10 protein-coding genes are annotated in these 12,184 nt (G+C 71.2%); 9 read left to right on the top strand and 1 reads right to left on the bottom strand.

The annotated features are described in order from the left end of the window. The first annotated feature begins 190 nt into the window (after positions 1–190). The 8 genes from ACFC51_RS01130 to cimA all read left to right on the top strand — a co-directional run bounded on the left by ACFC51_RS01130 (position 191) and on the right by cimA (position 8,919). Positions 191–319, top strand: a complete 129-nt coding sequence (locus tag ACFC51_RS01130; RefSeq protein ID WP_376369187.1) for a hypothetical protein — start codon at positions 191–193, stop codon at positions 317–319. 102 nt (positions 320–421) lie between these two features. Next, positions 422–1,465, top strand: coding sequence for a 3-isopropylmalate dehydrogenase (locus ACFC51_RS01125; protein WP_376369188.1), 1,044 nt, complete (start codon positions 422–424; stop codon positions 1,463–1,465). Positions 1,466–1,747: 282 nt separating this feature from the next. Continuing rightward, entirely contained in the window at positions 1,748–2,851 is a 1,104-nt protein-coding gene (locus ACFC51_RS01120) for a branched-chain amino acid aminotransferase (RefSeq protein ID WP_376369189.1), read from the top strand. Positions 2,852–2,995: 144 nt separating this feature from the next. Next, positions 2,996–3,682, top strand: a complete 687-nt coding sequence (gene ureA / locus ACFC51_RS01115; protein ID WP_376369190.1) for an urease subunit gamma — start codon at positions 2,996–2,998, stop codon at positions 3,680–3,682. Next, a complete protein-coding gene (locus tag ACFC51_RS01110; RefSeq protein WP_376526359.1) occupies positions 3,682–5,364 on the top strand; it encodes an urease subunit alpha in 1,683 nt (560 codons plus the stop codon). The genes ureA and ACFC51_RS01110 overlap by 1 nt, the downstream gene beginning before the upstream one ends. Positions 5,365–5,372: 8 nt before the next feature. Further along, complete coding sequence (locus ACFC51_RS01105) at positions 5,373–6,395, top strand: agmatine/peptidylarginine deiminase (RefSeq protein WP_376369192.1); 1,023 nt, start codon at positions 5,373–5,375, stop codon at positions 6,393–6,395. A 5-nt stretch (positions 6,396–6,400) separates the two neighbouring features. Continuing rightward, positions 6,401–7,033 carry a TetR/AcrR family transcriptional regulator gene (locus tag ACFC51_RS01100; protein WP_376369193.1) on the top strand — a complete coding sequence of 211 codons (633 nt, stop codon included), beginning with the start codon at positions 6,401–6,403 and terminating at the stop codon, positions 7,031–7,033. A 278-nt stretch (positions 7,034–7,311) separates the two neighbouring features. Next, positions 7,312–8,919, top strand: a complete 1,608-nt coding sequence (gene cimA / locus ACFC51_RS01095) for a citramalate synthase (RefSeq protein ID WP_376369194.1) — start codon at positions 7,312–7,314, stop codon at positions 8,917–8,919. 123 nt (positions 8,920–9,042) lie between these two features. Here cimA and ACFC51_RS01090 read toward each other — a convergent pair whose 3' ends face one another. Further along, a complete protein-coding gene (locus ACFC51_RS01090; RefSeq protein ID WP_376526356.1) occupies positions 9,043–10,911 on the bottom strand; it encodes a lectin in 1,869 nt (622 codons plus the stop codon). Between the two features lie 277 nt (positions 10,912–11,188). Here ACFC51_RS01090 and ACFC51_RS01085 point away from each other — a divergent pair, with 277 nt between their 5' ends. Next, positions 11,189–12,163 (top strand): LacI family DNA-binding transcriptional regulator, encoded by a 975-nt coding sequence (locus ACFC51_RS01085; protein WP_376378895.1) that lies wholly within the window; start codon positions 11,189–11,191, stop codon positions 12,161–12,163. Positions 12,164–12,184 lie beyond the last annotated feature (21 nt).

The raw sequence follows: 12,184 nt of genomic DNA, 5'->3' as shown, positions 1-12,184 counted from the left end.
GCTGTCCTAGCTTTGTAGGAGCCGAACGAATCGCTGATCCAGCGACCGGCGTGCGTGAGCGTGCCCGAAGCAGGCAACCCCTGCGGCATCCGCTCCCCGCCCCTCAGGCGCCCCCGACATCCCGATCTCGACAGCCGTCGTGCGAAGTCCCGATCCCGAAATCCACGCGATCCCAAGGAGTCGATCCCCCATGGCCGAGACCACTGTCCGCCGCGTCCGTCACACCCCCCGCCCCGCCGAGTCGGAGCGCAAGAACGCCGCCGCCGCACTGCAGCGGGCCCTCGACCGCCGGGACAACGGCGGTTCCACGGGGCACTGAGGACGTATCCCACCCCGTGGCGAACGGTCCCGGGCGGACCGTACGGCGTCCGCATCGTGGACGTTGAATGTCATGGGGTGGGACAGAAGCTAAGGTGCCTTCATGTCTCGCAGCATCGATCTCGCAGTGATCCCTGGCGACGGTATCGGCCAGGAGGTCGTCACCCAGGGCCTCAAGGTTCTCAACGCTGTTCTCCCGCAGGATGTGAAGCTGGAGACCAAGGAGTACGACCTCGGCGCCCAGCGATGGCACCGCACCGGTGAGACCCTTCCCGATGCGGAGCTCGAAGCCCTCAAGGGCCACGACGCCATCCTGCTCGGCGCCATCGGTGACCCGTCGGTCCCGTCGGGCGTGCTGGAGCGCGGGCTGCTGCTGAAGCTCCGCTTCGCCTTCGACCACTTCATCAACCTGCGGCCGTCGAAGCTCTTCCCGAACACGGCGACCCCGCTGGCCGGCCGTCCCGAGATCGACTTCGTCGTCGTCCGCGAGGGCACCGAGGGTCCGTACACGGGCAACGGCGGTTCCCTGCGCACCGGCACGGAGCACGAGGTCGCGACCGAGGTCAGCGTCAACACCGCCTACGGTGTCGAGCGCGTCGTGCGCGACGCCTTCGCGCGGGCCGCCGACCGCCCGCGCAAGAAGCTGACGCTGGTCCACAAGAACAACGTGCTCGTGCACGCCGGCCACCTGTGGAAGAACACCTTCGACAAGGTCGCGGCGGAGTTCCCCGAGGTCACCACCGACTACCTGCACGTCGATGCCGCGACGATCTTCTTCGTGACGCAGCCGGAGCGCTTCGACGTCATCGTCACCGACAACCTCTTCGGTGACATCCTCACCGACCTCGCCGCTGCCGTGACCGGCGGCATCGGCCTGGCCGCCTCCGGCAACATCAACCCGACGGGCGCCTTCCCGTCCATGTTCGAGCCGGTGCACGGCACCGCGCCCGACATCGCGGGCCAGGGCAAGGCGGACCCGACCGCCACGATCCTCTCCGTCGCCCTCCTGCTGCGCCACCTCGGCTACGAGGCCGAGGCCGTGCGCATCGAGGAGGCCGTCTCCGCCGACCTCGCGGAGCGTGACGGGCAGAACGCACGCACCACCGACGAGATCGGCGACGCGCTCGCGGTACGCGTAGCGAGCTGACCCGACGTCTCCACTTCGAAGCCGCCGGGTCGCAACCGCACCCGGCGGCTTCACCTCGCGGTCTCCGGGTGCCACCATCGACCCCTGGACCGCGTTTTCGCGTCGCCCTCGCGCTCCACCGCAATCGCGTCATTTCGTGCAGAGCCGCCCCCGGGAGATAATCGAACGGGACCGCGGCTCGCGGTAGAGCTCGGACGTCCTACAACCTGCCGGGCAGCCGCCGGGCGGGAGCGGGCGTGAGCGCGGTCCCTCACACACAAGACCGGTGAAGGACACGCACTCATGACGACGCCCACGATCGAGCTCAAGCCCTCCTCTACCCCGCTGTCCGACGCGGAGCGCGAGGCGATCCTGGTGAGCCCCGGCTTCGGCCGTTACTTCACCGACCACATGGTGACGATCCGCTGGACCGAGGGACGCGGCTGGCACGACGCCCAGCTCGTGCCCTACGGGCCGCTCTCGATGGACCCGGCCAACATGACCCTGCACTACGCGCAGGAGATCTTCGAGGGCCTCAAGGCCTACCGGCAGCCCGACGGCACGGTCGCCACCTTCCGCCCGGAGGCCAACGCCGCCCGCTTCCAGCGCTCCGCGGCCCGGCTCGCGATGCCCGAGCTGCCGGCCGAGACCTTCATCGAGGCCTGTGACGTGCTGGTCCGGCAGGACCAGGCCTGGGTTCCGGCGCACGGCGGCGAGGAGTCCCTCTACCTGCGCCCGTTCATGATCGCCGCCGAGGTCGGACTCGGTGTCCGTCCCGCCAACGAGTACCTCTTCCTCGTCATCGCCTCTCCCGCCGGCGCCTACTTCCCCGGCGGTGTGAAGCCGGTCTCCATCTGGCTCTCCCAGGACCGGGTCCGCGCCGTGCCCGGCGGCATGGGCGACGCCAAGACCGGCGGGAACTACGCCGCCTCCCTCCTGGCCCAGGCCGAGGCCGCCGAGCAGGGCTGCGACCAGGTCGCCTACCTCGACGCCGTCGAGCACAAGTGGGTCGAGGAGCTGGGCGGCATGAACCTCTACTTCGTGTACGGGCAGGAGGACGGCAGCAAGCGGATCGTCACCCCCTCCCTCACCGGTTCGCTGCTGGCCGGCGTCACCCGTGACTCCCTCCTCACCGTCGCCCGCGACCTCGGATACGCCTCCGAGGAGGGCCGCGTCTCCATCGACCAGTGGCGCGCCGACACCGAGAACGGCACCCTCACGGAGGTCTTCGCCTGCGGCACGGCCGCTGTGATCACCCCCGTCGGCACCGTGAAGTCCGCGGACGGCCAGTGGACCCAGGGCGACGGCACCCCCGGCGAGGTCACCCTCAAGCTGCGCGAGCGCCTGCTGGACATCCAGCGTGGCATCGCCGAGGACACCCACGGCTGGATGCACGAGCTCGGCTAGTCACCGCTCCCGCCCACGAAGGCCGCGCCCCCTCGCCGGGGGCGCGGCCTTCGGCGTTCCGCGCCCCGCTGTCCGCACGCCCCGGGTTTTGAGCGCCGCTCGAAACGTGGTTAGAGTGGCGCTCGAACCAGGAGGTGCGTGTACGTGCGACTGACCCCGACCGAACGCGACCGGCTGCTGCTCTTCGGCGCCGCCGAACTGGCCCGGGCGCGGCGCGCCCGGGGCCTGCGGCTCAACGTCCCCGAGGCCACGGCCCTGATCGCGGACACCGTCTGCGAGGCGGCCAGGGACGGACGGAGGCTGGCCGAGGCGATCGAGGCCGCCCGCGCCGTGCTGGGGCCCGACGACGTGCTGCCCGGCGTGGCCGACGTCGTCACGGAGGTCCACGTGGAGGCCGTCTTCGACGACGGTTCCCGTCTCGCGGTCGTCAGCGACCCCCTCGCGGGCGGCACGCTCGGCGACGAGGCCCCCGGAGCGCTGCTCCCCGGGCCCGCGGCGCCCGCGCCGGAGCCCGCCGTACGGCTCACCGTCCGCAACACCGCGACCGTCCCGGTCAGCGTCACGTCCCATTTCCACTTCTTCGAGGCCAACCCGCGGCTCGACTTCGACCGCTCCGCGGCGTACGGGATGCGGCTGGGCGTGCCGGCCGGGTCCTCCGTCCGCTTCGGCCCGGGGGAGACCGCCGAGACGGCGCTCGTGCCCATCGGCGGCGACCGGATCGCGATCGGTTTCGCCGGGCTCGTCGACGGGCCCCTGGACGCGCCGGGCGCGAAGGAGGAGGCGCTGCGCAGGGCGGCGGCCTGCGGCTACCTCGGAGCGGAGGAGAACTGATGGATCCCTACGAGTACGCCTCCGTCCACGGGCCGCGCGCGGGCGACCGGGTCAGGCTCGGTGACTCCGGGCTGACCGTACGCGTGGAGTCCGACTCCCAGAAGCCGGGCGACGAGTTCCTCGCCGGGTTCGGCAAGACGGCCCGCGACGGCCTGCACCTCAAGGCGGCGGCGGTCCGGGACACCTGCGACGTCGTCATCAGCAACGTGCTGGTCATCGATGCCGTGCTGGGGATCCGGAAGGTCTCGGTCGGGATCCGGGAGGGCCGTATCGCCGCGATCGGGAGGGCCGGGAACCCGGACACCCTCGACGGCGTCGACGTGGTCGTCGGCACCGGCACGACCATCGTCTCGGGCGAGGGTCTGATCGCGACGGCGGGTGCGGTGGACCCCCATGTCCACCTGCTCTCCCCGCGCATCATGGAGGCGTCCCTCGCCTCCGGCGTCACCACGATCATCGGCCAGGAGTTCGGCCCGGTCTGGGGCGTCGGCGTCAACTCCCCGTGGGCGCTGCGTCACGCCTTCAACGCCTTCGACGCCTGGCCCGTCAACATCGGCTTCCTGGGCCGGGGTTCGTCCTCCCACGAGGCCCCGCTGGTCGAGGCGCTCGCCGAGGGCGGCGCCTGCGGCTTCAAGGTCCACGAGGACATGGGCGCCCACACCCGCGCCCTGGACACCGCCCTGCGGGTCGCCGAGGAGTACGACGTCCAGGTGGCCCTGCACAGCGACGGGCTCAACGAGTGCCTCTCCGTCGAGGACACCCTGAGCGTGCTCGAAGGCCGCACGATCCACGCCTTCCACATCGAGGGCTGCGGCGGCGGGCACGTCCCCAACGTGCTGAAGATGGCGGGCGTCCCCCACGTCATCGGCTCCTCCACCAACCCGACGCTCCCCTTCGGCCGGGACGCCGTCGCCGAGCACTACGGCATGATCGTCTCCGTCCACGACCTCAAGACCGACCTCCCCGGTGACGCGGCCATGGCCCGTGACCGGATCAGGGCCGGGACGATGGGGGCCGAGGACGTGCTGCACGACCTGGGCGCCATCGGCATCACCTCGTCCGACGCACAGGGCATGGGCCGGGCGGGCGAGACCGTCCGCCGCACCTTCGCCATGGCCGCGAAGATGAAGGCCGAGCTCGGCCCCCTGGAGGGCGACGGCCCCGGCGACGACAACGCCCGGGTACTGCGCTACATGGCCAAGCTCACCATCAACCCCGCCATCGCCCACGGCATCTCCCACGAGGTCGGTTCGATCGAGACGGGGAAGCTCGCCGACATCGTCCTCTGGCGGCCCGAGTTCTTCGGTGCGAAGCCCCAGCTCGTCCTCAAGGCCGGCTTTCCCGCCTACGGGGTCACCGGTGACCCCAACGCCGCCACGGACACCTGCGAACCCCTGATCCTCGGGCCGCAGTTCGGCGCGTACGGGGCGACGCCCGCCGATCTCTCCGTCGCCTTCGTCGCGGAGGCCGCCACCCAGCTCGGCTCCGACCTGATGCCCACCCGCCGCCGGCGGGTCGCCGTCCGCGGGACGCGCGGCATCGGCCCGGCCGATCTGCGTCTCAACTCCCGTACCGGACAGGTCGGCGTCGACGGCGAGACCGGGCTCGTCACCCTCGACGGCGACCCCCTGCGCTCACCGGCCGCCGAGTCCGTCTCCCTCAACCGCCTCTACTTCCTCTAGGACCCGCGATGACCTTCCGCATGCCGCCCGAGTGGGCACCGCACGAGCGCACCTGGATGGCCTGGCCCGGCCCCAACCCCACCTTCGCCACCGACGCCGAGCTCGACGAGGCCCGCGCCGCCTGGGCCTCCGTCGCCCACGCCGTCCGCCGCTTCGAGCCGGTCACGATGGTCGTCGGACCCGGCCAGGAGGACAGCGCCCGGGCGCTCCTCGGCCCGGACGTCGAGACGGCGGTACGCCCCCTCGACGACGCCTGGATGCGGGACATCGGACCGACCTTCGTCGTCGACGACGACAGCGGGCGACTCGCCGCCGTCGACTGGACGTTCAACGGCTGGGGCGCCCAGGGCTGGGCGCGCTGGGAGCACGACCGGCACATCGCCCGCGGTGTCGCGGAGCTGGCCGGGGTGCCCGTGCACAGCTCGCCGCTGGTCAACGAGGGCGGCGCGATCCACGTGGACGGCGAGGGCACCGTGCTGCTCACCGAGACCGTCCAGCTGGGCGAGGAGCGCAACCCCGGCTGGAGCAGGCGGGCCGTCGAGGACGAGATCCACGCCCGTCTCGGCACCGAGAAGGCGATCTGGCTGCCACGGGGCCTGGCGGGGGACTACGGCACCTACGGCACCCTCGGCCACGTCGACATCGTCGCCGCCTTCGCCCGTCCCGGGGTCGTCGTCGCCCACGTCCAGCCCGACCCCTCCCACCCGGACCACGAGATCACCCGGGAGGCGGTCCGGATCCTGCGGGCCGCCACCGACGCCCGGGGCCGACGACTGGAGGTGGTGGAGATACCGGCGCCGACCGTCCTCCGGGACGCCGACGGGGAATGGGCCGACTACTCCTACATCAACCACTACCTCTGCAACGGCGGAGTGGTCCTCTGCGCCTTCGACGACCCGAGGGACGAGGAGGCGGCCGCCGTCTTCGGCGACCTGTTCCCCGACCGTACGGTGGCACCCGTCGACGCCCGTACGATCTTTGCTGGCGGTGGAGGCATCCACTGCATCACGCAGCAACAGCCCAGGACCTGAGACCCGTGACCCGAACCCCGCGCCGTCGCAACATCGCCCCGCCGAGGGAGGACGTGCTCGCCGCCGTCATGGCCACCGTCGCCGAGAGCGGGCTCGACGGGCTGACCATGGCGGGGCTGGGCCGCGAGGTGCAGATGAGCAGCGGGCACCTCCTCTACTACTTCCGCACCAAGGACGAGCTGCTGCTGCAGACCCTGGAGTGGAGCGAGGCGCGCCTCGGCGCGGAGCGCAGGGCCCTGCTCGCCGGCCCCGGCACCGCCCGGGAGCGGCTCGACGCCTACGTCGCGCTGTACGTGCCCGACGGCCACCGCGACCCGCACTGGACGCTCTGGCTGGAGGTCTGGAACCGCTCGCAGGACGCCGCCGACGACGCCCGCGCCCGGCAGGCGGCGATCGAGCACGCCTGGCACCGCGACCTGACGGAGCTGCTGGCCGACGGCATCGCACGCGGCGAGTTCGCCGCCGTCGACACGGACCGGGCCGCGACCCGCCTGCGGGCCCTGATGGACGGGTTCAGCGTCCACGTCACCGTCGGGATCCCCGGCACCGGGCGGGAGCAGGTGCTGGACGAGATGCGCGCGTACGCCGACGAGACGCTCGCACCCCCCGCCGCGACGGACGTCACGCCCGCATCCTGAGACGGCCGGAGACGTGGGAACGGCCCTGTGCCAGACTGCGTGCGTGTCCTCGTTCGCCATGATTATCGGCAGCAGGCGCGCCGGTCCGCAGTGACCGTCCCGTACCACCACGTACGGAACGGACATCGTGCCCCAGACCCGCGCGCAGACCTCTCGCACCCGCGAGGGGTTTTTTCGTTTTCCGGCCCACACCACGGCCGAGGCGAGGCACGCGAGATGATGGGGGCAAGTGGAGCCGATTCGTCCGGATCCGCTCACCCGACAGGAGTCAGATCAGCATGACCACCAAGGCCACGGCCCCCGACGACACCTTCCATGTCTTCGACACCACCCTGCGCGACGGTGCGCAGCGTGAAGGCATCAACCTGACGGTCGCGGACAAGCTGACCATTGCCCGGCATCTGGACGACTTCGGCGTGGGCTTCATCGAGGGAGGATGGCCCGGCGCCAACCCCCGTGACACCGAGTTCTTCGCGCGCGCCCGGCAGGAGATCGCCTTCGAGCACGCGCAGCTCGTCGCGTTCGGCGCCACGCGCAGGGCGGGCGGCAAGGCCGCCGAGGACCCGCAGGTGCAGGCGCTCCTGGAGTCCGGCGCCCCGGTGATCACCCTGGTCGCCAAGTCCCACGACCGCCATGTGGAACTGGCGCTGCGCACCACCCTCGAGGAGAACCTGGAGATGGTCCGCGACACCGTCTCCCACCTCCGGGAGCAGGGCCGGCGGGTCTTCGTCGACTGCGAGCACTTCTTCGACGGCTACCGCGCGAATCCGGAGTACGCCAAGGCGGTCGTGCGCACCGCCCACGAGGCCGGCGCCGATGTCGTCATCCTCTGCGACACCAACGGCGGGATGCTCCCGGCCCAGGTCCAGGCCGTCGTCTCGACCGTCCTCGCCGACACCGGCGCACGGATCGGCATCCACGCCCAGGACGACACGGGCTGCGCCGTCGCCAACACCCTGGCCGCCGTCGACGCCGGTGCCACCCATGTGCAGTGCACCGCCAACGGCTACGGGGAGCGGGTCGGCAACGCCAACCTCTTCCCCGTCGTCGCCGCGCTGGAGCTGAAGTACGGCAAGACCGTCCTGCACGAGGGCGCGCTCGCCGACATGACCCGGATCTCCCACGCCATCGCCGAGGTCGTCAACCTCACGCCCTCGACCCATCAGCCGTACGTGGGCGTCTCCGCGTTCGCGCACAAGGCCGGTCTGCACGCCTCCGCGATCAAGGTCGACCCCGACCTCTACCAGCACATCGACCCGGAGCGCGTCGGCAACACCATGCGGATGCTCGTCTCCGACATGGCCGGCAGGGCCTCGATCGAGCTCAAGGGCAAGGAGCTCGGCATCGACCTGGGCGACGACCGCGCGCTCGTCGGGCGCGTCGTCGAGCGGGTCAAGGAGCGTGAGCTCAAGGGCTACACCTACGAGGCGGCCGACGCCTCCTTCGAGCTGCTGCTCCGCGCCGAGGTCGACGGCAGGCCCCGCCGCTACTTCCGTGTCGAGTCCTGGCGGGCGATCGTCGAGGACCGCCCCGACGGCACCCATGCCAACGAGGCGACCGTGAAGCTCTGGGCCAAGGGCGAGCGGATCGTCGCCACCGCCGAGGGCAACGGCCCGGTCAACGCCCTGGACCGGGCCCTGCGCGTCGGCCTGGAGCGGATCTACCCGCAGCTGGCCAAGCTGGAGCTGATCGACTACAAGGTCCGCATCCTGGAGGGCCGGACCGGCACCGACTCCACCACCCGCGTCCTGATCACCACGGGTGACGGCACGGGGGACTGGGCGACGGTCGGCGTCGCCGAGAACGTCATCGCGGCGTCCTGGCAGGCGCTGGAGGACGCGTACACCTACGGCCTGCTGCGGGCCGGCGTGGAGCCCACCGACTAGGACGGCGCCGGGGAACCGCGGACCCGGCCCCGGGCCGCCGGCCCCGCCGAAGCCCGCCCGGTCCCGGCGGGACACGCGACCGCCGTCGCGTGTCCCGCCGGGACCGGAGCCCGGGGCGTCCTCCTACTGGAGGCGCCACTTCTGGTTGGCGGCCCCCGTGCAGGTCCATATCTGGACGCGGGTGCCGTTCGCCGAGGACGGGCCGATCACGTCGAGGCACTTGTCCGCCGCCGTGTTGACCACGTCCCCCGTCGAGGAGTTGTACGTCCACCGCTGTGCGCCGGAGCCGTTGCAGGTGTACAGCTGGACCTTTGCTCCGTCGGCCGTGGAGCCCGAGGTGACGTCGAGGCAGGCGCCCAGCACCTTGACGGAGCCGTCCGGGCCGACCGTCCAGCGCTGGTTGGCCGCGCCGGTGCAGTCCCAGATCTGGACCGGGGTCCCGTCGGCCCCCGTGTTGCCCGTGGCGTCCAGGCACCTGCCGCCGACGCCGGTGAGCGCGCCGCTGCTGCCCGGGGAGCCCGACTGGGTGCCCGACCAGGTGAACGTCGCCGAGGTGCGGCCGGGCAGGGAGTAGGTGAACTTCTGCCCGCCCCAGTTGACGGTCACCTGCTGCGCCGACGCCGCGCCGTTGTAAGCGATCAGGGCCTTCGAGCCGTCCGGGTTGCGCCAGGCCACGTTGGGCACCGCGGAGCTGCCGGTCGAGGCGATGCGGGCGGCTCCGGGCCGGACGTATTTCGTCAGGTGGCCCATCGTGTAGTACTCGATCGTGTAGTCGACCTGGCCGTGCCGGCTGTCCCCGTTGTGCACGGTGACCAGGCCGTCGCAGGTGCCGCAACCCCCGTTGTGCGGACCCCTGTTCTGATCGACCGCGAGCGACCACTTGGTGACCGACTTCGCCCAGTTGCGGGTGTAGTCGATGATGTTGAGCATGTCCTCGCGCTGCTGGTCGGCGATCCAGGTGCCGCCCGAGTGCTCGGTCTGGAAGGCGTCCAGCTGCGGGTACCGGTCGTGCACGGCCGTCTGCTTCGCGATGTCGCCGCCGTAGCCGTGCCAGGCGATCCCGCCGAAGTTCGGGTGGCTGCGCACCGCCGCGTCGTCGACGGTCGGGGCGGCGTAGGCGTCGTAGGAGTCCCAGTTCCAGTCGTGCGCCAGCACCTTGGTCGCCAGGCCCGCTGCCTGGAGCTTCGGCAGCAGCTCGCTCTTGGTGAAGTAGGCCAGCCCCGAGCCGTTCCAGCTCATCGACGGGTACCCGGAGCAGCAGGTCGGCTCGTTCTGCGCGGTGACGTAGTCGACCGGGACGCCCTGGGCCTTCCACGCCTGGAGGTACTTCACGAAGTAGTTCGCGTAGGCGCCGTAGTTCTCGGCCTTCAGCCAGCCGCCGTTGAGCTGTCCGTTGTCCTTCATCCACGCCGGGGCCGTCCACGGGGAGGCGACCGTCGTGAGCGCCGGGTTGAGCTGCTCGGCCTGCTTGGTGAGCGGCAGCACGTCCTGCAGATCGTGTGCGATCGAGAAGTTGGCAAGATTCGGGTCGCTCTGTCCCGCCGGCATGTCGTCGTAGGTGTAGCCGAACCGTGCGAGGTCGGATCCGCCCATCGGATTGCGTACGAACGACAGCCCGATGCCCTCGGTGGGCGAGAAGAGCTTCTTCATCGTCGCGTCCCGGGTCGCCTGGCTCAGTGCCCCGCTGCCCTTCATCAGCCAGGCCGCCGTGTCCGTGAACGAGGCACCGCCTCCGGTGAAGGTCTGGTAGCGGGTGTTCTCGTCGACCGTGATGTTCGTGCCGGAGCCGCCGTTGCCCGCGCCGAAGGCGACCGGTGTCTGCGCCTGGAGGCCGCGTGTGACATGGCGGCCGCCGGAGTCGTCCGTGGTGGTCAGCACGATGTTCACGGTCTCGCCGGCCGCCTGCGCGGTGCCCGAGGAGAGCCCGGCCAGTCCCGCGGTCGCGAGCGCCGTCGCGACGAGGACTCTCGCCGTCCTGCTGGTCCGAATCATGGCTGCTGCCTTTCTCGGCAGAGTGGGGGTGAAGTGCCGTCGAACGAGCCGTGAGTGAACTGCTCTTACGTGCCCACGTCAAGAGGACCGTTCGTTCAAGAGGTGAACGCAAGCCTTGTCGGAGCTGCTTCCAGCATCGGTACGGACCAATCTCGGTGTGAAGTATTGACGCCTCTGTTCCGGCGGGGTTAACTCCAGCCGCAACGCCGGTACCGGTTCCGGAACCGGTACCGAACCCCGACCGACCCCCTGTCCTGCCTTGTCCCCGGAGGCCCCGTTGCGTGTCACCATCGCCGATGTCGCCCGTGAGGCCGGCGTCAGCAAGACGACCGTGTCCCGGGTCATCAACCTCAAGGGAGAAGTGGACGGTTCGACGGCCGCCCGTGTTCGTGAAGTGATCGCGAACCTCGGTTACGTACCCAGCTCCGGCGCCGTCGGACTGGCGCGTGGCCGCAGCCGTACGGTCGGGCTGCTGGTGCCCTCGTTCACCTGGCCGTGGATGGGTGAGGTGCTCCAGGGGATCGTCGACACGGTCGAGGCCGCCGACTACGGGCTGCTGCTCTTCACGTGCACCCGGGGAGCGGAGTCCGTCAAGCGCTTCACCACCCAGGTGTCGGCGCGCGCCTTCGACGGGCTCGTCGTCGTCGAACCGGAGAACACGCTCGACCAGCTCACCGAACTGCACCGCTCCGGACTGCCGATCGTGCTGATCGACGACCGGGGGCACCATCCCGAATTCCCCTCCGTCGTGACCACCAATCACGAGGGGGGCGCGTCCGCCGCCCGCCATCTGCGAGCGGCGGGGCGCACCAGGCCCCTGGTCGTCACCGGCCCGCAGCACTTCGGCTGCGTCCGCGACCGGCTGGCGGGCTTCCGTTCGGTCCTGCCCACGGACCTGGTCGTGGACGGGGACTTCACCGAACGCCGCGGCCGTCTCGTCGTGGAGGAACTCCTGGCGGCCGGAACCGAGTTCGACTCCGTCTTCGCCCTCAACGACATCAGTGCGGCCGGGGTCCTGCGGGCCCTGAGAGCCGCCGGCCGCCGCGTACCCGACGACATCGCGGTGGTCGGCTTCGACGACATCCCGATGGCCGAACACACCGAACCGCCGCTGACCACCGTGCACCAGCCCACCCGGCAGATGGGTGTGGCGGCGGCCCGCCTGCTGCTCTCCCACCTCGGCGGCACCGCCGTACCGGACGGACCGGTCGTGCTGCCCACCGAACTGGTCGTGCGCCACTCGGCGCCGTAACGGACCCGGCTCCGCCGGGCG

Source organism: Streptomyces sp. NPDC055962 (assembly GCF_042270185.1).
Lineage (GTDB): Bacteria > Actinomycetota > Actinomycetes > Streptomycetales > Streptomycetaceae > Streptomyces.
Note: the sequence above shows the minus strand (reverse complement) of the source record. Positions and strands in the feature narration are given on the sequence as shown.

Excerpts from the sequence above, each read along its gene's own strand:
- ACFC51_RS01130 (WP_376369187.1), top strand. The coding sequence starts at position 191 with ATGGCCGAGACCACTGTCCGCCGCGTCCGTCACACCCCCCGCCCCGCC.
- ACFC51_RS01125 (WP_376369188.1), top strand. The coding sequence starts at position 422 with ATGTCTCGCAGCATCGATCTCGCAGTGATCCCTGGCGACGGTATCGGC.
- ACFC51_RS01120 (WP_376369189.1), top strand. The coding sequence starts at position 1,748 with ATGACGACGCCCACGATCGAGCTCAAGCCCTCCTCTACCCCGCTGTCC.
- ACFC51_RS01110 (WP_376526359.1), top strand. The coding sequence starts at position 3,682 with ATGGATCCCTACGAGTACGCCTCCGTCCACGGGCCGCGCGCGGGCGAC.
- ACFC51_RS01105 (WP_376369192.1), top strand. The coding sequence starts at position 5,373 with ATGACCTTCCGCATGCCGCCCGAGTGGGCACCGCACGAGCGCACCTGG.
- cimA (WP_376369194.1), top strand. The coding sequence starts at position 7,312 with ATGACCACCAAGGCCACGGCCCCCGACGACACCTTCCATGTCTTCGAC.
- ACFC51_RS01090 (WP_376526356.1), bottom strand. The coding sequence starts at position 10,911 with ATGATTCGGACCAGCAGGACGGCGAGAGTCCTCGTCGCGACGGCGCTC.